This is a genomic window from Pseudomonas sp. A25(2017) (assembly GCF_002001065.1).
Taxonomy (GTDB): Bacteria; Pseudomonadota; Gammaproteobacteria; order Pseudomonadales; family Pseudomonadaceae; genus Aquipseudomonas; species Aquipseudomonas kilonensis.
Genome location: NZ_MUOA01000088.1, coordinates 12,119 through 31,466, shown reverse-complemented (window position 1 = coordinate 31,466; position 19,348 = coordinate 12,119). Strand labels below are relative to the sequence as shown.

Annotated in this window: 15 protein-coding genes; 2 read left to right on the top strand and 13 right to left on the bottom strand. The window is 62.0% G+C overall.

What is annotated here, in order from left to right; translation table 11 throughout:
• Window positions 1–195: 195 nt before the first annotated feature.
• From B0E42_RS22455 to gabP, 4 genes are all read right to left on the bottom strand, one after another.
• On the bottom strand, window positions 196–1,551 hold the full coding sequence (locus tag B0E42_RS22455) for a TolC family outer membrane protein (protein WP_077507511.1): 1,356 nt from the start codon (window positions 1,549–1,551) through the stop codon (window positions 196–198).
• 2 nt (window positions 1,552–1,553) lie between these two features.
• Window positions 1,554–2,924 (bottom strand): HlyD family type I secretion periplasmic adaptor subunit, encoded by a 1,371-nt coding sequence (locus B0E42_RS22450; RefSeq protein WP_077507508.1) that lies wholly within the window; start codon window positions 2,922–2,924, stop codon window positions 1,554–1,556.
• A complete protein-coding gene (locus tag B0E42_RS22445; RefSeq protein ID WP_018601899.1) occupies window positions 2,917–4,638 on the bottom strand; it encodes a type I secretion system permease/ATPase in 1,722 nt (573 codons plus the stop codon). The genes B0E42_RS22450 and B0E42_RS22445 overlap by 8 nt, the downstream gene beginning before the upstream one ends.
• A 307-nt stretch (window positions 4,639–4,945) precedes the next feature.
• Window positions 4,946–6,346 (bottom strand): GABA permease, encoded by a 1,401-nt coding sequence (gene gabP / locus B0E42_RS22440; RefSeq protein ID WP_077507505.1) that lies wholly within the window; start codon window positions 6,344–6,346, stop codon window positions 4,946–4,948.
• A 497-nt stretch (window positions 6,347–6,843) separates the two neighbouring features.
• On the opposite strand from gabP, the gene B0E42_RS22435 reads away from it, so the two are divergent.
• Complete coding sequence (locus tag B0E42_RS22435) at window positions 6,844–7,455, top strand: TetR/AcrR family transcriptional regulator (protein WP_018601902.1); 612 nt, start codon at window positions 6,844–6,846, stop codon at window positions 7,453–7,455.
• A gap of 51 nt (window positions 7,456–7,506) precedes the next feature.
• On the opposite strand, the gene B0E42_RS22430 is transcribed toward B0E42_RS22435, so the two are convergent.
• The 3 genes from B0E42_RS22430 to B0E42_RS22420 form a co-directional block, all read right to left on the bottom strand.
• The gene (locus B0E42_RS22430) at window positions 7,507–8,610 is read right to left on the bottom strand and encodes a polyamine ABC transporter substrate-binding protein (protein ID WP_018601904.1); all 1,104 of its coding nucleotides are present in this window, start codon (window positions 8,608–8,610) and stop codon (window positions 7,507–7,509) included.
• Window positions 8,611–8,649: 39 nt separating this feature from the next.
• Window positions 8,650–9,987 carry an alginate export family protein gene (locus B0E42_RS22425; RefSeq protein WP_018601906.1) on the bottom strand — a complete coding sequence of 446 codons (1,338 nt, stop codon included), beginning with the start codon at window positions 9,985–9,987 and terminating at the stop codon, window positions 8,650–8,652.
• A gap of 116 nt (window positions 9,988–10,103) precedes the next feature.
• The gene (locus tag B0E42_RS22420; protein WP_077507503.1) at window positions 10,104–11,366 is read right to left on the bottom strand and encodes a serine hydrolase; all 1,263 of its coding nucleotides are present in this window, start codon (window positions 11,364–11,366) and stop codon (window positions 10,104–10,106) included.
• A gap of 304 nt (window positions 11,367–11,670) precedes the next feature.
• On the opposite strand from B0E42_RS22420, the gene B0E42_RS22415 reads away from it, so the two are divergent.
• Window positions 11,671–12,774 (top strand): sigma-54-dependent Fis family transcriptional regulator, encoded by a 1,104-nt coding sequence (locus tag B0E42_RS22415; protein WP_077507500.1) that lies wholly within the window; start codon window positions 11,671–11,673, stop codon window positions 12,772–12,774.
• A 213-nt stretch (window positions 12,775–12,987) separates the two neighbouring features.
• Here the strand turns inward: B0E42_RS22415 and B0E42_RS22410 are convergent, their stop codons facing one another.
• The 6 genes from B0E42_RS22410 to B0E42_RS22385 all read right to left on the bottom strand — a co-directional run bounded on the left by B0E42_RS22410 (window position 12,988) and on the right by B0E42_RS22385 (window position 19,346).
• Window positions 12,988–13,758, bottom strand: a complete 771-nt coding sequence (locus tag B0E42_RS22410; RefSeq protein WP_077507497.1) for an ABC transporter ATP-binding protein — start codon at window positions 13,756–13,758, stop codon at window positions 12,988–12,990.
• A 57-nt stretch (window positions 13,759–13,815) separates the two neighbouring features.
• Window positions 13,816–15,141, bottom strand: a complete 1,326-nt coding sequence (locus B0E42_RS22405) for an ABC transporter substrate-binding protein (RefSeq protein WP_053179702.1) — start codon at window positions 15,139–15,141, stop codon at window positions 13,816–13,818.
• Between the two features lie 72 nt (window positions 15,142–15,213).
• Entirely contained in the window at window positions 15,214–16,281 is a 1,068-nt protein-coding gene (locus B0E42_RS22400; RefSeq protein ID WP_077507494.1) for a branched-chain amino acid ABC transporter permease, read from the bottom strand.
• Window positions 16,282–16,292: 11 nt separating this feature from the next.
• On the bottom strand, window positions 16,293–17,174 hold the full coding sequence (locus tag B0E42_RS22395; RefSeq protein ID WP_077507491.1) for a branched-chain amino acid ABC transporter permease: 882 nt from the start codon (window positions 17,172–17,174) through the stop codon (window positions 16,293–16,295).
• Between the two features lie 215 nt (window positions 17,175–17,389).
• On the bottom strand, window positions 17,390–18,172 hold the full coding sequence (locus B0E42_RS22390; RefSeq protein WP_077507488.1) for an ABC transporter ATP-binding protein: 783 nt from the start codon (window positions 18,170–18,172) through the stop codon (window positions 17,390–17,392).
• Between the two features lie 13 nt (window positions 18,173–18,185).
• The gene (locus B0E42_RS22385; protein ID WP_077507485.1) at window positions 18,186–19,346 is read right to left on the bottom strand and encodes an AMP-binding protein; all 1,161 of its coding nucleotides are present in this window, start codon (window positions 19,344–19,346) and stop codon (window positions 18,186–18,188) included.
• Window positions 19,347–19,348: the final 2 nt, after the last annotated feature.

Here is a 19,348-nt window from a genome sequence, read left to right as displayed (position 1 = left end):
GCTATCGCGAGCAAGCTCGCTCCCACAGGGGATTTTTGTTGGCAGGGAAATCGCAGGCTGGCACCGATCCAAGCTGTGGGAGCAAAGCTTGCTCGCGATGACGGCGGCACATCCAACAACAAGGCAGACTGACACGCCGCTATCGCGAGCAAGCCTGCACACAGGGATAAGTTGCAAACTTGAGCCCTGGATTGTCTAGAACAAGCTTTGCACCTGCTCCAGCACTGCGCGGTTCATCTGGCCGGTGTGGGTGTGCAGGCTCACATAGCTTTGCAGCATGTCGAGCTTGGTGTTGAGCAGGTCTCGACGGGCCTGGAACAGCCGCTGCTGCGCGTCAAGAATATCCACCGTGGAACGCACGCCGCCCTGGAAGCCTTTTTCCGTCGAGGTCAGTGCTCGCTGATTGGACTCCACCGCCCGCTGCATCGCCTTGCTCTTGGTAAACCCGGCGACGACGCCCAGGTAATCGGCCTCGATATCCTCGGCCAGTTGCTGGCGTTGCACGTCGTAGTCGGACTGGGCGCCGGCCAGTTGCGCTTCGGCCTTGGCCACCGAGGCCCGTACCGCCCCGCCGCGGTACAACGGGATATCCAACTGCACACCCACGTAGTAAGTGTCCTGGCGCGGGTCGAGTTCCTGGTATTGACGGGTTTCCCGGCGGGTCAGCTGAGTGGTCAGCGACAAGGTTGGATAATGCCCGGCGCGCTGGCTGTCGGCCTGGGCTTCGGCCACTTTCACCGCCGCCAGTCGGGCGGCCAGCTCGGGGCTGGCCTCGCGGGCAATCGCCGTCCAGTACGGCAAATCCTGTTCCGGCGGTATAGGGCTACCGGCGGCCAATTCTTCGCGCATCGGCAGGATGTCATCGATCGGCACGCTGGCACGCCCGGACAAGGCCCGCAACGCCGCCACCCGACGCGCCTGGGCTTCAGCCTCCTGGGCTTGCACCAGGTCGAGCCGCGCCTGGGCTTCGTCGATATCGGTGATCGCGCCTTGGCCGCCTTCATAAAGCTTTTTACTTTGAACGACCAAACCTTGGATGGCGCTCTTCTGCTGGACGATCAACTTGATCTCATTCTCGGCCCGGGCGACGTCGAAATACCCCTTCGCCACCCGGTCATACAGAGTCTGGCCGGCCACGTCGAACACCTGGGTGCCCAGTTGACCGCGCGCCTTGCCCTCCTGATACGCCGCCCAGCGTGCCTTGTCGTAGAGCGGCTGTTGCGCCGCCAAGGTGACGTTGTTCGCCTGGTAATCGTTGCTGTTGACGTAACTGCTGTCGTCACCGCCGTCGGTACGCCCGCCGTAGCCGTAGCCGTAGCGCGAGCTTAGCGACACTTGCGGGTAAAGGCCGCCGCGCCCGATGTCCTCTTCATGCCGCGAAGCTTCAAAGGCGTGGGCAGCCGACTGCACGGTCGGATCGTTGAGCCGCGAAGCATCGTAGGCGGCGGTCAGGCTCAGCCCCCCCTCAGCGGCCCACACCGGATTGAACGCCGCCCAACCCGCACACAGGCTCAGCAATACACGCACACGGTAGCGGCAACGATCGACCATGCTCATTCCTCCTTGAAGGCTGCAAGCAAGCGTTCACGCAAAGGCTTCATCAGGTAATTCATCAAGGTGCGCTCGCCCGTCACCACCGTGACGTCGGCGAGCATGCCCGGGCGTACCAGCAGGCCGGCGCTCTGCAACGCAGCCACCGTGTCGGCAGGAATCTCGACCTTGGCAGAGAAGTACGGTTGGTGTGTCTGCTCGTTGATCAACTGGTCCGCCGACACCGTCGTCACCGTGCCGGTCACCGTCGGCGTATCCACCCGTTGCAGCGCGGTAAAATGCACGTGCACCGGCAGGCCCGGGCGCAGCTTGTTGGCCATCAACGGCTCGAAGCGCGCGGTGATCGCCATCGGTGCATCCAGCGGCACGACCTGCATCAGGGTCTGGCCGGCCTGAGCCACGCCGCCGACCGTATGAATGCTCACGTCCATGACCTGCCCGGCCACCGGCGCACGGATCGCACCGTTGTCGACTTCAAACTGCAGGGCGCGAATCTGATCGGCATAACCGGCGGCCTCGGCCGAGACTTCGCTGAGCTGGGTTTCGGCATCGCGACGGAACTCCTGCTGCGCCTGCAAGGCCTTGAGCCGGCTTTCGTTGATCGCCTGGCGAGTCCTGCCGACATCACCCACCCCAGAGGCGATCTGCCCCGCCAACTGGGCCGCGTTGCGCTCGGCTTCGAAGAGTTTGTTGCGCGGAACGTAGCCTTCCCGGGCCAAATCACGCAGGCCTTCGAGCTCCTGCTGCTGGAAGCGCATCTGCGCGTCGTAGTTGCGCTTGACGCCTTCGTAACCAAGCAATTGCTGCTGCAAGGCCGCGGCTTCGTGCTCGATGATCTGCAAGCGGCTGCCCAGCTCCGCGCGGCGGGTGATGAACAACTGGCTCTGCAAGGCCATGGCCGCCTTGACTCGCGGTTCGTCGGCGTGGGCCAGCAGTTCCGCGGGCCATTGGATCTCGGCATTGCCCAGGCGCTCGGCAATCAAGCGCGCCTCGATGCTGCGATCATTGAGCAGCTTGCCCAGGGTCACGTCCAGTTGCGACTGCGCCTGCACCGTATTGAGCTGCACGAGCAATTGCCCCTGGGTGACGCGGTCGCCATCGCTGACCAACAGTTTTTCCACCACCCCGCCGACCAACGACTGCACCGCCTTGCGCTCCCCCGCCACCACCACGGTGCCGCTGCCTACCACCCCTTGGTCGAGCGGCGCCAGGCAGGCCCAGAGCAGGAAACCGCCCAGCGTCAGGACCAGGAATCCCATGCCATAACGCGCCGCGCTCCCGGCGTCGGTGCTGGCACTGGGCAGCGTCGTCGTGCTGCGCACGCTCAGCCCTTGCTCGCTGTACGCTTGTGCCCCTGGAGTCAGATCACGCATCGCCGCCCGCCTCCCTGACCGCGGCCGGTCTCGGCCCCGGCATCAATGCCTTGAGCACCCGGTCCCGTGGGCCGAACGCTTGTTGAGTACCGTCCTTGAGCACCAGGATGTGATCGACCACCGCCAACACACTGGGTCGGTGAGTAATCAACACCACGGTGCTGCCGGCCGCCTTGAGCGCACTGATGGCCTGCACCAGCGCCAGCTCGCCGGCGTCATCGAGATTGGAGTTGGGCTCATCGAGCACGATCAGCGATGGCCGTCCGTAGAGCGCGCGAGCCAGGCCCAGGCGTTGTTTCTGCCCACCGGACAAGCCAAGTCCGCCGGGACCCAACGGCGTGTCGTAGCCCTTGGGAAAGCGCAGGATCATTTCGTGGATACCCGCATGACGCCCGGCGGCGATGATCTTGTCGGCGTCCTGTTCACCGAAACGGGCGATGTTGTCGGCGACCGTGCCATCGAACAACTCGATGTCCTGTGGCAGGTATCCAAGGTAGGGCCCCAAGGCGTCGTGGGACCACTGGCTGATCTCGGCATCGTCCAGGCGCACCGACCCGCCCATGGCCGGCCAGACCCCGACCAAGGCGCGCGCCAGTGTCGATTTACCGCTGGCGCTGGGCCCGACCACCGCCAGCACATCGCCTTTGGCGAGGCTGAAATTGATCCCGCGCAGGATCGGCTGCGAAGCCCCCGGCGGACCGACATACAACTGCTCCAGGCGCACCGCACCGGTGGGTGGTGGCAACGGCATGCGCAGACGCTCGCGCGGATGCTGGGCCAGCAATTGGCTCAGGCGCTGGTAGCTCTGGCGTCCGGCGTTGAACTGCTTCCACGAGCCGATGGCGATTTCCACGGGCGCCAGGGCCCGTCCCAGCAACAGCGACATCGCAATCATCATGCCCGCCGACAGTTGGCCTTCAAGCACCAGCAAAGCGCCCAGCCCCAACGCCAGGGACTGCCCGGAGATCCGCACGAAACGCGTCATCGAGGTGATACGCGCGCTGCGGTCGCTGGCATGGGCCTGGGCGGCAATGATCCGTTGCTGCAACAGGCTCCAGCGCTGACGCAGCGGCCCGAGCATGCCCAGGGCCTGGATCACTTCAGCGTTGTGCAGCGTGCTATTCACATAGATCGACGACTGCACGCCCAGGCGATTGGCTTCGCCCAGGCGCGTGCGCGTCGCCAGTTCGCCCCACAGCGCCAAGCCGACCAGCACCAGGGCGAGCACCAGTGTCAGCACGCCGAACCAGGGGTGAAAGATGAACGCCACCAGCAGGAAGATCGGCAGCCAGGGTGCATCGAGCAAGGCGATCAGGCCCTGCCCGGTAATCAACTGGCGCAGCGTCGCCAGGTCGGTGAGCACTTGCGCCGGGTTGGCGTTGTGCTCGCGCAGGCTGCGGGCGAAGGCAGCGTCGAAAATCCGCTCGCCCAAGGCTTCGTCCAGCCCCGCGCTCATGCGAATCATCACCTCGCCACGGACCCACTCGATCAGGGCACTGAACATGAACAGTCCCAGGGCCATCAAGGTGAGCATGAACAAGGTGGTTTCGTTGCGGCTGGTCAGGACCCGGTCGTAGACCTGCATCATGTAGAGCGACGGCACCAGCACCAACAGATTGATCACGCCACTGAACAATGCCAGGGCCCAGAACACCCGGCGGTAGCTCAATAAGGCAGCATCAATGTCATGACGCGGATCGAGTAGAAACCCCATGGGAAATCGCCTGCAAGAGAAATGGTCGGTCCAGGACGCAATCCATCGCAAGGCTGTTTTTTCGAGAGTGCTCGAGAAAAAACTATCCAGCTGAGTGTGCCGATAACAGGGACGATCCTCATCCCTACAGGCGCAAATTACTGACAACGCGGCCGCGGGTTAGTGCCGGTTCGCAAGGCTGGGTTTGCAAGTGGGTGACAGGCGGAAGGGCCGCGCTTCAAGACTGGGGTTTTTACGTCTTGAATGGGCTGAAAAGGCGGTTTTGTTGACGCCAGTAACGTGGCGTCAACAGGGTAAAAATGACGAACTAGCCGAGGGAAGCGACGCGCTCAGGCTGGGGTGAATGCCGCGATGTCACCAGGCCGATAAAGGAAATGACCAACGCCAGGCCCAGGGTGGTACTGACCTCGCTGCGGTGCTCAGGCGTGATCATCATGACCGCCAGCGCCGCCGAGATGAACACGATGACCAACCAGGTCAGCCAGGGGAACAACCACATGCGAAAAGGCAGCTCGATGTTCTGTCGTTGCAACATCCGGCGCATGCGCAGTTGCGAGATGGCGATCACCAGATACACCAGCAAGGCGATGGCGCCGGAGCTGGCGAGCAGGAACTGGAACAGGCCGGCGGGCATGAAGTAGCTGAACAAAGTGACACCCGCGCCCAGCACGGTACTGGCAATCACCGCCGACCGTGGCACACCGGCCGAGGACGTGACCTTCAGTGCCTTTGGCGCATCGCCGCGACGCCCCAGCGAGTACAACATCCGCGAGGCGATGTAGATCGAGGAGTTCATGCAACTGGCCACGGCGATCAACACCACCATATCCACCAGGAATTTGGCGTGGGGAATGTTCATCAGTTCCAGCGCCCGCTGGTAGGAACCGACTGAAGCCAGGAGCGGATCGTTCCAGGGCACCACGGAAATGACCACGAAGATCGACAACAGGTAGAACACACCGATACGCCAGATCACCGAACGGGTGGCCTTGGCAATGTTCTGCGCAGGGTTATCGGATTCCGCCGCCGCGATGGTCACCGCCTCCGTACCGATGAAGCTGAACATGATCGTGATGAAAGCGCCCACTACCGCCGACAGGCCGTTGGGGGCGAACCCGCCATGCTCCTCCATCAACCGACTCAGGCCGCTGGCTTCGCGTTCGGGAATCCAACCCATCAGCACCGCGAAACCCAGGGAGATAAAACCAATGATCGCCACCACCTTGGCCATGGCGAACCAGAACTCGAACTCGCCGTACTTCGACACGCTGAACAGATTCGTCACGGCCAGCAGAACGATCGACACCGAGGCGAACAGCCAGGCATCGACGGCGGGAAACCATTGGTTGAGGACATGACCGGCGGCCAACGCTTCGATGGGAATCACCAGCACCCAGAACCACCAGTAGAGCCAACCGATGGTGAAGCCAGCCCAGCGTCCGATGGCTTGGTCGGCATAGGTCGAGAAGGAGCCGGTGTCCGGATTGGCAACCGCCATCTCGCCCAGCATGCGCATGACCAGGACCACCAACAGCCCGGAAAACAGGTAGGCCAACATGACGGCCGGGCCGGCGGCGGCAATGGCATGGCCCGATCCCACGAACAGACCCGCACCGATGATCCCGGCAATGGACAGCATGGTGACGTGACGAGGCTTGAAGCCCTGTGCCAAATGGCCGTTCGAATCCTTGAAGCTGGGGCTGGTCATTTTTTTATTCTCTTGTGATCGAACATTGAGACGCGCTTAGGGACGGTCGGTGCTTGTGGTTTCATCCCCTCCTGAAGACGGTCCCCGTCGCGAACGTGTGCATGGCCGTTGAAAAGTCGCGCCACGTTACCTGCCTTCCCTCCCGAGTTAGTTACCTGAACGCGCCATCCCTGTGCCTGATTTCGCCAAGTACGGCATGGCATTTTGCCTCTTGCCAGGTGTCTGGATCGCGGTATTCAGCCACGTCCTTGAGGGGGAGCCATGAAATAAACCCTTTAAAAACTTTACTGGGTTAAGTATTTTGCGTGGTGCACTGGGCGCTATTGCATGCCTGTCAGTTCCTGTGGGAGCGAGCCTGCTCGCGAATGCGGAGTGTCAATCACATCAATGTTGGCTGACTCACCGCAATCGCGAGCAGGCTCGCTCCCACAGGTTGATCTCCAACTGGCTGGCATTACGCCGTTCGCCCTTTATTATTTCAACGACAAGGACCTCCCGTGAGCGGACTGCGTGAACGTCAAAAAGCCGAACGCCGCCAAGCCATCAGCAAGGCGGCGGTCGAACTGTTCGAGCGCCAGGGTTTCCAGAACACCACCATCGAGCAGATCGCCAGCCAGGCCGGCGTATCGGCGCCTACCGTCTTCAAGTATTTCGGCAACAAGCAGGAGATCATCCTGGAGATCCTGCACGACGCCGACCAGCGCGCACTCACGGACACCCGCAGCCAGATCCCTGAAATCGAAGACCCGGTCGAAGCGCTGTGTTATCTGGAGCGGCTGTTGACCGGCTACGCGCTGGAGGTCATGCATCCAAGCCTGTGGCGCGAGTTGCTGCCGCTGATCCTGTTTGGTGGCAACAACGGGCTGCCCGAGGGTTATCGCGCCATGAACGATGCGCTCAGGGCCGAAATCAGTGGGTTGATCAGGGAATTGCAACAAGCTGGCAAGCTGCGCGCCGACCTCGATGTCGACCTCGCCGCGTTCCTGTTGAACGACTATTCGCACTTGCAGCTGTTCAGGTTGGTCAACCAGGAACAACCGGATATCGAGGCACACTCCACCCAGGTCCGGCGGATCACCGAATTGCTCTTCCTGGGCATGCGCGCCTGAGCGAACACTCCACCGATACGGACCCGGCGCCGCAACGCCGGGTCACACTGATCAGCGATGCGTCTTGATGCTGGTCCAGGTACGGGTGCGGATCCGCTCCACCGCCGCCGGCACCGGCTCCAACGCGAACAGAGTCTTGCGCGCCTCGTCCGGTATATACATGGCGGGGTTGTTGCGAATTTCAGCATTGACCAGCGTCGTGGAGTCCTTGTTCGGGTTGGGGTAACCGATCTTGTTGCTGATCCGGGCAATGACGTCGGGACGCAAGATGTAGTTGATGAACGCGTAAGCCTCCTTGGCATGCGGCGCATTGGTGGGCACCATCATGACGTCCGACCACATCGGTGCGCCTTCCTTGGGCAGCGCCATCTCCACCTTGACCCCCTTCCCTGCGTCTTCGGCCAGTCGCTTGGCCAGGGCCACCCCACCGGACCAACCCACCCCTACGCAGATCTCGCCGTTGGCCAGGTCCATGCCATAGCGCGATGAGTTGAAGTAGGTGATGTACGGTCGAACCTTGAGCATGGCCGCCTGCGCCTTTGCGTAGTCTTCACGTTTCTGGCTGTTGGGGTCCAGACCTTCGTAGTGCAAGGCGATGGGCACGATCTCATTGGCGGCGTCGAGCAAACCGACGCCGCAACTGGCCAGCTTGGCCATGTTCTCTTCCTTGAAAAGGATGTCCCAGGTGTTCATTTGCACATCGGCACCCAGCACCTGGCGCACCTTGTCGACGTTGTAGCCGATCAGCGTCGTGCCCCACAGATACGGCGCCGCATAGCGGTTACCCGGATCGCCCACCGCTTCCAGGGACTTCATGAACTCGGGGTCCAGATGCTGCCAGTTCGGCAATTGGCTGCGGTCCAGGGGCTGGACGGCGCCAGCGGCGATCAGGTGGCTGACGTTGGAACTGCTCGGGTAGACCACGTCATACCCGGAGTTGCCGGTCAGCAGCTTGGACTCCAAAGTCTCGACGCTGTCGAACACGTCGTAGATGGGACGGATGCCGGTTTCCTCCTGGAAACTCTTGAGGATTTCAGGCGGCAGGTACTCGATCCAGTTATAGATCCGCACCGTCCGCTCTTCGGCCAGGCTCGCGCCACTGACCAGCATCGAAACGACAGCGCCCAGCAAGGTGTTACGCAAAAACAGGCTCATGATCAAACACTCCAGCGCGGCCGCGAAGGCTCGCGGCACTTAATAGCGGTAGGTGAAGTAGAGTTCCAGCGCGCTGAATTTCCGGTCGTCGCCGAAGATTTGCTTGGCCGCTGCCATGGGCTTGACCCAGTTATAGGACAGCGAGGTGGACAACGACTTCGAAGGCGCCCAATCCAGGAAGACTACACTCTCGTCGGCAAACCGTTTATCGCTGACGGCGGTGCCCATGTAGTTTTTTTCGTCGAGCCAGAACTGGTAGTGGATCGCACCGAGGGTGAGGGTTTCGTTGAGGTGGGTCTTGAGTGAGAACTGCTGGACGTTTTCGTTGCTGTTGAACAGCAGGTAGTTGCCGACGACATCGCCGATCAACCAGGTGCTCCAGTCGACGAAGCCCTTGGTCAACGGATCCCAGGCTTTCTGTCGGTTGTCGGTGAGGTTGTCGTCGCCGGAAAAACTCGCGTAGCGGTAGCCGATCACCGGGGTCAGCGGCAGCGTGCTGAAGGTGTAATCCGCCTGGCCGTACCAGGCCTTGGCATCGTAGTCCACGCCTTCGCCGCTGCCTCGCTCCAGGGCATATTCGGCATTGAGGGTCAGGTCCGGGATGCCCGGGAGTTTGGCGTTCAAGGCCCTGACGTTGTACACCAGCATGCCATCGCGACGACGCGGCAATGTGCTGCCCTTGGGGCCCAGGGCCTTGACCTTCAACGCGGTGGCGCCCAGCGTCACCTGGTCGTCGAGGTTGTAGTCCAGGTTCACGCCGCTCATGCGAAAGTCACCCAGGTCGCTGTCGGTGCCCAGGCTGAAGCCCTGGACCTTCAACGCGCCATGGTCCCAGGCGACCACGGCCGAATCCTTGAAGGCGGTGCGTGGGGCGAGCCAGTAGGCGCCGTCGTTCAACTGGTCGAGGTTGCCATCCATCACGATGAAACCGTTGCCGATCATGTAGTTCTGGCGACCGCCGGTGACCGTCCATTCGCCAGCGCGGAAACCGCCATAGAACTCTTCGGTCGACAGCTTGCCGTCGGAGCTACGGGTGAAGCCACCGGCATCGCCATCACCGAAGGTGGTCGCGCCCACCAGGGAGCCGCCCGCCAACAGGCTGAAATCCGGCTGCACGGCGTATTCCAACTTGATGCCCGGCTTGACGTAGAACTCCTGCCAGTCGATTTTCGTGCCGCCATTCTTGCCGCTGCGCATGTCCACCACACCGCCGCCAAAGTTGACGTTGCGGGTAGAAAGGACTGCGCCACCGGCACTGAAGTTGACCTCGCCCTTGAGGTTGCCCTCCTCGAAGGTGTAGCCCGCCCAGGCAACCTGGGCGGTCAAGGGCAACCCGAGAACGAGCACCGTTCGGGACAAACGCATCATGGAAACCATATGGAGCTCCTGTGTGATTATTGTTGTTACAGGGCAGTAAATGGCGGCGCAAACCCGCGCCAACACCTGGTGGGGCCAGGTGAGCGGAACGAAATTCTTGTGTTTATCGGATGAAGTCAGGGCGTCAGTTGCGCCGCGATGGCACGCAGCATGCGCACGCTGTCGCCGTCGAATGGGCTGACGGCTTCGTCCAGGGACGACTGCTTGACGATCACCACGCCGGACGGTTTGTCGACGAACAGGTATTGGCCATGGATGCCACCGGCCATGAGCGCCTGGCTGTGGTCGTTGAAGACATACCATTGACTGCGGTAGGACGCGCCTGGGGTCCAGCTCGAGAAGTCGGCGCATGCGGCATAGATCGCCGGGTCGGCTCCGGCGGCGATACCGGCCAGCGCTTCGGCCGAGAGCAGTTGTGTCCCACCCTGGCGGCCATCGTTGGCCAGCAGGCGACCGAAGCGCGCCATGTCACGCAAGGTCGCATTGAAACCGGCACCGGCGACGCTGCGGCCCCAGGGATCGGCCAGGAAGTAGCCGTCACGTTCACAACCCAACTGGCTCCAGACCTCCTGCAGCAACTTATGGCAGGCCTTGCCTGATGCCCGCTCCATGACCCAGGCCAACGCCTCGGTGGTGGCCGTCACGTAATGGAAAAAGCCGCCGTGACTGCCGCGTTTCCTCAGTGAGGGCAAGTACTGATACAGGGATTCGAAGGTCGCGTACTGCGCGGGTGCCGGCTGGAAACCGCAGGCGTAACCGTATTGGGAACTCTCTGAATCCGGATCCTCATAGACCTCGCTGTAATCGACGGCCACCGCCATGTCGAACAACTGGCGCACGGTCGCATCGCCGAACGCGCTGCCCGCCAGTTCCGGTACGTAATGGGTGGCGGTCAACGTAGGGTCCAGCAGGCCTTCGCAGACCAGTTGCTCGCCCAAGGCACCGATCAGCGACTTGGTCACCGAAAACATGATGTGCCGGTCCTGGGGACGCTGGCCATTGAAGTAGCGCTCAAACAGGACGGTGTCGCCCTGCAGGACCAGGAAAGCATCGGTCTGGCTGGCGACCAGGTGATCGATCACGCTGATGCTCAAGCCACATTCGCTGTCGAAGTGCAGCTCATCCAACGGCTGGAGCGCCTGCTTGAACGCACTGACCGGCCCGCTGCCGGCCTGCACATCGATGGAAGGACGCAAGCGCGCCAGGTTGCGGAAACCCCATTGGTTGAACGGTGGGCTCATCCAGTTGTGCCAGGTGACGCGGCGGTGGGGTTCGGCGGGAAAGCCTTGCATGAGCGAAGGCGCCGAGCGTGCGTCAAATGGCGATTCGTGAGTCTCGACGTAAAGACTGGCCAGTGAAGGCACGGTGTTCTGATTCATCGGGTTGCCCCTGCAAAATGACTCTGCGTGAAAGCAGATGCAGGGAAATAATTACCCGGCGTTATTCTTTAGTCAATAAAACTTTTTATCGTCACTTCAATTCATTTCATTAACGGCGACTGGCCAATAGATCTGCGCTGAATTCGAGGACGAAAGCCCTAAGCAAATAACTAAAGGTTATTTGTTGTCTGTTTTTTAGATCATTTAGATTAAGCCTTAAGCCCAATGGCTCCGCGGTACTGCCTCAAGAACGTTGGCATTTACCCATTTTCAGTCACGGCAATCTCATTAACGGGCCACCGTCATGCAGCTTCTAACGCTTCCTCCCTCCCCCGGCCTGGCCACCTCGATTCGTGCCACGGCCCAGGTCTTCGAAGACCCCACCTCCCGCGCTTTGCTGGCTCACTTGCAGCAAGTCGCGCCCAGTGACGCCAGCGTGTTGATCATCGGCCAGACCGGGACCGGCAAGGAACTGGTGGCGCGCCACGTACACAACCTCAGCGCCCGTCGCCACAAACCGTTTGTTGCGGTCAACTGCGGGGCGTTTTCCGAGACCCTGGTGGAGGCCGAGCTGTTCGGCCATGAAAAAGGCGCCTTTACCGGCGCGTTGACGGCCAAGGCCGGCTGGTTCGAGGAAGCGGACGGCGGCACGCTGTTCCTGGATGAAATCGGTGATTTGCCGTTGCCGATCCAGGTCAAGTTGCTCCGGGTGCTACAGGAGCGCGAGGTGGTCCGGCTGGGTTCGCGCAAGAGCATCAAGATCAATGTGCGCGTGTTGGCGGCCACCAACGTGCAACTGGAAAAAGCCATCAATGCCGGGCACTTTCGTGAAGACCTCTATTACCGTCTGAACGTGGTCAGCCTGGTGCTCAAGCCGCTGCGCGAACGCCCCGGTGACATCCTGCCGCTGATCCGCCACTTCATTGCCGAGTACAGCCGCAGGCTCGGGCACGGCGAGGTGACGCTGGATGCCCAGGCACAGCGCAAATTGCTCGACTATTCCTGGCCGGGGAATATCCGCGAGCTGGAAAATGTCATCCACCACACCCTGTTGATTTGCCGCAACAACGTGATCGGCGTGCAGGACCTGCACCTGTCGAACTTCCGTATCGAACGCCAGGACAACTCGCAGGAGTCGGCCCCTCAAAGCGCAGAGGCGCTGTTGCAGAAAGCCTTCGAGAAACTGCTCGAGCAAGAGCATGGCGACCTGTATGAAAAGGTCGAGGCCGAGTTGCTGCGCACCGCCTACCGCTACGCCAACTGCAATCAGGTCCACACCGCCAGCCTGTTGGGCCTGAGCCGCAATGTCACCCGCACGTTGTTGATCAGGATCGGCGAACTGGTGGTCAATCGACGCCGCCCGGCACTGGACACGCGCGATGGTCGGGTGGTCAACCTGTCGACCTGAGCCCACACCTCTGTGGCGAGGGAGCTTGCTCCCGCTGGGGTGCGCAGCGCCCCCCCATGAAACGGATGACATGCACCTGATACACCTCGATAACTGGCTTTGATCGTTCCCACGCTCCGCGTGGGAATGCATCCCGTGACGCTCTGCGTCACACGCCAAAAGCGGAACGCGGAGCGTCCCTGGCGACACTCCCACGCAGGAGCGTGGGAATGATCATGGAACAGCAAGCTCCCTCGCCCGTGCGCCCAGGTAGAAATCCTGCAGATCGCCGCGAGCCGCCAGTTGTTCGGCGCTGCCTTCGCTGACCACACGACCGTTTTCCAACACGTAACCATAGTGGGCATAGCGCAGGGCGACGTTGATGTTCTGTTCGGCAATCAGGAAACTGACGCCATCGCGCTGATTGAGTTGGCGCACGATCTCGAAGATTTCCTCGACGATCTGCGGCGCCAGGCCCATCGACGGCTCGTCGAGCAAGACCAGTTGCGGCTTGGCCATCAGTGCACGGCCTATCGCGATCATCTGTTGCTCGCCGCCCGAGGTGTAGCCGGCCAGGCTTTTGCGCCGCAATTTCAGGCGGGGAAAATGGCCATAGACCAACTCCAGCTCAGCCAATAACTGGCGCCGCGGCACCTGACGCGCCAAGGCACCGGCCAAGAGGTTCTCCTCCACGGTCAACTGGGCAAAACAATGCCGCCCTTCGAGCACTTGCACCAAGCCGTTCGCCGCCAAGGTGTGCGGGGCGCTGTGGGTCACCTCCCGTCCCTGGTAGACGATCCGCCCCCGCACCACTTCGCCCCGTTCGGCGCGTACCAGGTTGGAGGCCGCTTTCAAAGTGGTGCTTTTACCCGCGCCGTTGGCGCCCAGCAGCACCACGACCTGCCCTTTTGCGACCTCCAGCGACACGCTGCGCACGGCCAGGATGGTCTGTTCGTAGAGGACTTCAATATCGTCGATCTGCAGGATCGGCACGTTCGTCGTCATGCTGTTTCGCCTTTTTCAAGTAGCGACCGGACACGCCCGCCCGGTCGCCGTGACGCCTCAGGATTCCTTGCTGCAATCACGCGGGGTAATGCCTTTTTCCCGGGCGTACTGGTGCGAAGACGCTTCGATGATCGGTCGCAGCAAGGCGCGGTCAGCCTGCACCCAGTCACTGATCAGCTTCCACTGCGTACCGTCCCATTGCTGGAAGCGCACCGCACCACCGCCTTCATGGTCCGAGCACGACAACTGCAACGGCTGCACCAGGCCCAACGCCCCCAGTTCCTTGAGTCGTGCATCGTCGAGCTTGAGGTTCTCGAAGCCCCAACGCACCTGCTCCCCCGTCAGGGGTTGCTTGCCGAATTTCTGCTGGGCGATGCGCAGCGCTTCTACGTTGAGAATGCCGTTGACCACGCCGAGGTTGTAATACACCGTGCCGAAACGCTTGGGGTCGGCCAGGTCGCCATGGCCGGCGTCGACCACTTGTTTCTTGATGCCCTGCAACACCGGGAAATCGGTGCCCGAAGGGTGCGTGGTGATGGCGATGAAACCCTTGGCCGCAGCACCGGCCGGCGCGGCGTCATCCTCGGAATTGCTCCAGATGTTGCCGATGATGTGGTCGGCCGGGAAACCGACTTTCTGCGCGGTTTTCAGCGCCACCGGGTTCATCACGCCCCAACCGCGCAGGATCACCCAATCAGGTTTTTCCCGACGGATATTCAGCCATTGCGATTGTTGCTCGTTGCCCGGGTGCGGCACCTCCAGCAAGGTCAGCGCAAAACCGTACTTGGCGGCCAGGGTTTGCAGCACCTCGTTGGTTTCCTTGCCGTAGGGCGAGCCGTGATACAGGGTGACGATCTTCAAGCCCTTGAGCTTGTCCAACCCCCCGGCCCTCTGGCCGATGTAGTTGATGATCGCCGACACTTCGGAATACGGGTTCAACTGCAACGGGAAGACATAGGGAAACACGCTGCCGTCGGTGGAGTCCGTGCGACCGTGGTTGATGGTGATCAGCGGCAGTTTGTCGGCGGTCGAGCGCTCCAGGGTGGCGTAGGCAATACCCACCGACAGTGGGTTGGTGGCCGCCGCTGGCGCGCCGTTCAAGCCTTTCTTCAGGCGCTCGTAGCACTCGACGCCTTTTTCGACCACGTATTCGGTCTCGCACTCGCTCCAGGTCAACTTGACGCCATTCACGCCGCCATTGGCGTTGACGTACTTGAGGTAGTCGATAAAACCGCCGAAAAAACCGGTGCCGCCGGCCGCATAAGGGCCGACGCGATAGCTTTGCAGCGGGAAGTATTGTTCGTTGTCCGCCTGGACGGTGAAGGCCGCGGCGGTGAGGCTCAGGGCCAGTGCCAGGCTGCTGGCGAATGATCGTTTGAACATCGGATTTTCCTTGTTATGAAGCCATAGGTAAGCCAACAAAATGGAACTGCAAACCCGCGCTGTGCGCATCGCTCAGTAGCGCAATGGCCACAGCCGTGCGCGCTGGCGAAATCTCTGCCAGAGGCGCGCAAGGCCCTCTGGCTCCTTGATCAGGAACAAAATGATCAGGGCGCCGAATATCATCTTCTGCAGGTTCTCCACCTGGCCGGCGTCAATCAGCCCGCCGGGCAGCAGCGACACCAGGTTCGAGAGCAACACCGGAAACAGCACGATGAAGGCCGCGCCGAGGAAGTTGCCCAGCAGGCTGCCGAGGCCGCCGATAATGATGATGAACAGAATCTGGAACGACCGATTGAGGTCGAACCCGTGGGGCTCCACCGTGCCCAGGTAAGCGAAGGCCCAGAGCGCGCCGGCCACCCCGAGGAAAAAACCGCTGATGGCGAACGCCAGCAACTTGGTTTTTGCCAACGCAATGCCGATGACCGCGGCGGCGGTGTCCATGTCGCGCACCGCCATCCAGTTGCGCCCCAACTCGCTGCGCACCAGGTTCTTGCCCAGCCAGAACAGCGCTACCACCACGCTCAGGGTCAGCAGATAGCGGCCGGCCGGCGCGTCGAGGTTCACCCCCAATACCTCCAGGCGCGGCGTGCTGATCACGCCCGAGGCGCTGTTATTGGAAAACCAACTGAACCGGGTCAGCGCCCAGGTCACGAAGAACTGCGCCGCCAGGGTCGAGACCAGCAGGTAGAAGCCCTTGATGCGCAAACTCGGCAGGCCGAACAGCACCGCCACCAACGCCGCCGCCAATCCGCCCAGGGCGATACTGACCAACAGCGGCAAACCGGCGACCCGTACTTCGAGGTTGTAAGTGGCAAAGGCGCCCACCGCCATGAACGCCGCAGAACCGAGGGACAGTTGCCCGGCATAACCCGTGAGCAAATTGAGCCCCAACCCGGCCAGGGACAGCACCAGGAACGGAATCAGGATCGCGCTGAACCAGTAGTCATTGCCCAGCCAGGGCACCACGACAAAGGCAAACAGCAGCAACGCGACCAGCCCGTGACGGTCCTGGCGCAGCGCGAAGACCCGACGGTCCTGGGCATAGCGGATGTTGAACTGGCCTGCTTCTCGATAAAACATCATGCGCTCCCCTAAACCCGTTCGATGGCCCGTTCGCCAAACAGCCCCGCCGGACGCACCAGCAAAAACAGCAGCGCCAGCACATAGGGAAACCAGTTCTCGATGCCGCTGCCGATGAAGGGCCCGAGATAAACCTCCGCCAGCTTCTCCGAGGCGCCGATGATCAAGCCGCCGACAATCGCGCCGCTGATGGAGGTGAAGCCGCCGATGATCAGCACCGGCAAGGCCTTGAGCACCACCAGCGAGAGCGAGAACTGCACACCGAGGCGAGCGCCCCAGAGCAGTCCGGCGACCAACCCGACAAACCCTGCCACCGCCCACACCACCACCCACACTCGCTGCAAGCGGATGCCCACGGCCAGTGCCGCCAGCGGGTCATCGGCCACCGCCCGCAACGACAATCCGAGCCGGGTCTTGTTGAACAGCCAGGACAGCAGCAGCACCAGGACCGCCGCCGTCAACGCGGCAAAAATGTCGAACTGCGACAACAACATCCCGCCCAGCGCCAGCGGTTCGTCGCTGATGCCCAGCTCCAGGCCATGCACCTGGGCGCCCCACAGCGCCTGGGCGAAGCCTTCGATGACGTAGGACAGCCCGAGGGTGGCCATGAACAACGTGATCGGCGAACGGTTGACCAAAGGGCGTAGCACCACCCGCTCCACCGCCACGGCGATCAGTACCATGGCCGTCAGGCTGATGAGGAACGCCAGCCAGAACGGCACGCCGCGCTCCAGCAGGCTGACAAAGGTCAGCGCCGAAAACAGCACCATCGCGCCCTGGGCGAAATTGAACACCCCGGAGGCCTTGTAGATCAGCACAAAACCGATGGCCACCAAGGCGTACATCACCCCTGCCAACAAACCGCCAATCAATACTTCAAAGAAAAATTCCATGCCTGTTCCTAATGCTGTTCAGCTAATACAAACGAGGATCCTGTGGCCAGATTGCTCCCGCTGGGCTGCGCGGTAGGAGCTGTCGAGCGCAGCGAGGCTGCGATCTTTTCCCAGACACTTGAGTCTCAAGCGAAAAGTCAAAAGATCGTCCGAACGCGGCCCGAGCCTTCGCCAGCTCCTACAGAGCCCAGCGCGAAGGCGTCGAATATCCAGTGTCAGTGGCGAGTGCCCAGGTAGGCCGAAATCACCTCGGGGTTCTGCCGTACGTCTTCGGGCGAGCCGTCGCCGATCTTGCGACCGTAATCGAGCACCACCACGTGGTCGCTGATGTCCATGACCACGCCGATATCGTGCTCGATCAACACCACGGTGGTGCCCAGTTCACGATTGATATCGACGATGAAGCGGCTCATCTGCTGCTTCTCGTCGGCGTTCATTCCGGCCATGGGTTCGTCCAGCAGCAACAGCCGAGGCTCCGCCGCCAGCGCCCGGGCCAGCTCCACGCGTTTCTGCAAGCCGTAGGGCAACGTACCCACCAGGGTGTCGCGCCAAGGCTGCAAGTGCAGGAACGCGATAACGCGCTCGGCCGCTTCGCGCTGGCGGTCATCCTCGGCCCGAGCGCGACCGATGCGCAGCGCCTGCTCGATCCAAGTGCTGCGCCGCTTGAGGTTGCGTCCGGTGAGCACGTTGTCGAGCACGCTCATGCCCTTGAACAGCGCAATGTTCTGGAACGTGCGAGCGATACCGCGTACCGCCACATCGTGGGGGCGCATCCGGCGCCGCTCCTGTCGATCAAAACGGATGTGCCCCTCCTGGGCCTGGTACACGCCGCTGATGACATTCAGCAGCGAGCTCTTGCCGGCACCGTTGGGGCCGATCAAGGCGCAGATCTCTGCGGTGGCGACACGAAAGCTGATGTCCGTGACCGCTTTGACGCCTTTGAATGACAGTGAAATATGCTCCAGCTCCAGCAAATGCGCGGTGGCCGTCTCGGTCATGGCGCGTCTCCTCTCAGGCCAATTGCGACTGGCGCCCGGTCCAGTCATCGGTGGTTTGCTGCACGAGATGCGTCGGCGCTTCCCAGTGGGCCGCATCGCCCCACTGGCGAACCCTGATACCCAATGCCTGGAAAAACGCCTGGGTTTCGGGCGACAACGCATCGCCCACCAGCAGCGGTGCGCGGGTCCGGGAGAACCCCAGCACATCGCGCAAAGGCCGGCGCACCAGCCAGTCACCCAGATGCCGTTGCAAGGCGTCGGGATGGGCCGCTAACGCCCAGTCCACCAGCCCACGCGACCAGCTGCCCGGCGCCGGCAAACGCTCCAGCGCATAACGGTACAAACGCTCATAGGTTTCTCGCGTTCCGGCCACCAGCGTCGGGCCCAGCTCGCGGCGGTCGCGATCACGGGTCGCCAGGTTTTCTGGAAAATTCAGGCGAAAACCGGCTATCAACCAAGGCGCCAGCAGATAGCGGGCTTGTCCGCCCGAGGCGAACGCCCGTGCGGCCAATGCCTCTTCCTGCCGTCCCAGGCCTTCGCGCGTCAGCAACCGCTGGCCCTCCTGCAGCAGCTCGGCGTGGCTGACGCGTTGCTCTTCAATCGCCTGCCCAGCCCCGCGATAAAACACAAAGGCCGTTTGCAGCACTCGCCCTTGCGGTGCCCGTTCATTGGTTGGCTGCTCGGCAACCAGCGCGGCGTAATCCAGCGCTTGAACGAATGGCGTCGAATCGGCCAGGCCACGCTTGTCGAGATAAACCAGCACAGGTGCAGCCACCTGCGCCGCACGCAGACGCAGCATTTCCTCCAGGCCTTCGACCAGGACGAAATCCGGCTGCAACGCGCCGAGCCGTGGCACCTGTTCGGCCGCTGCTTCCAGCGGGTCGAACATGCTCGCCACACCACCCAACCATTGTGCAGCCAATGCTGCAAGCAGCGCCTGCGGCCGGGGTCGGCTGATGATCGTCAGGGTCGCGCCCGCTGAAAAACCGCGGGCTTGCAGGGCACTCGCCAAACGGAGCACCTCCTCGGCCACTTGCGCCCAGCTCCGCTCCTGCCAGACACCCAGGTGCTTATGGCGCAGCGCGACATCCGCGCCATGCCGATGCGCCTGTTGCTGCAACCACTGGGGCAAGCTGGCCGGTGCCGCGTCGAAAGTGTCAGTGAACGTGCCCATGC

Coding starts and splice junctions, on each gene's coding strand:
- B0E42_RS22455 (WP_077507511.1), bottom strand. CDS start 1,551: ATGGTCGATCGTTGCCGCTACCGTGTGCGTGTATTGCTGAGCCTGTGT.
- B0E42_RS22450 (WP_077507508.1), bottom strand. CDS start 2,924: ATGCGTGATCTGACTCCAGGGGCACAAGCGTACAGCGAGCAAGGGCTG.
- B0E42_RS22445 (WP_018601899.1), bottom strand. CDS start 4,638: ATGGGGTTTCTACTCGATCCGCGTCATGACATTGATGCTGCCTTATTG.
- gabP (WP_077507505.1), bottom strand. CDS start 6,346: ATGACCAGCCCCAGCTTCAAGGATTCGAACGGCCATTTGGCACAGGGC.
- B0E42_RS22430 (WP_018601904.1), bottom strand. CDS start 8,610: ATGAGCCTGTTTTTGCGTAACACCTTGCTGGGCGCTGTCGTTTCGATG.
- B0E42_RS22425 (WP_018601906.1), bottom strand. CDS start 9,987: ATGGTTTCCATGATGCGTTTGTCCCGAACGGTGCTCGTTCTCGGGTTG.
- B0E42_RS22420 (WP_077507503.1), bottom strand. CDS start 11,366: ATGAATCAGAACACCGTGCCTTCACTGGCCAGTCTTTACGTCGAGACT.
- B0E42_RS22415 (WP_077507500.1), top strand. CDS start 11,671: ATGCAGCTTCTAACGCTTCCTCCCTCCCCCGGCCTGGCCACCTCGATT.
- B0E42_RS22410 (WP_077507497.1), bottom strand. CDS start 13,758: ATGACGACGAACGTGCCGATCCTGCAGATCGACGATATTGAAGTCCTC.
- B0E42_RS22405 (WP_053179702.1), bottom strand. CDS start 15,141: ATGTTCAAACGATCATTCGCCAGCAGCCTGGCACTGGCCCTGAGCCTC.
- B0E42_RS22400 (WP_077507494.1), bottom strand. CDS start 16,281: ATGTTTTATCGAGAAGCAGGCCAGTTCAACATCCGCTATGCCCAGGAC.
- B0E42_RS22395 (WP_077507491.1), bottom strand. CDS start 17,174: ATGGAATTTTTCTTTGAAGTATTGATTGGCGGTTTGTTGGCAGGGGTG.
- B0E42_RS22390 (WP_077507488.1), bottom strand. CDS start 18,172: ATGACCGAGACGGCCACCGCGCATTTGCTGGAGCTGGAGCATATTTCA.
- B0E42_RS22385 (WP_077507485.1), bottom strand. CDS start 19,346: ATGGGCACGTTCACTGACACTTTCGACGCGGCACCGGCCAGCTTGCCC.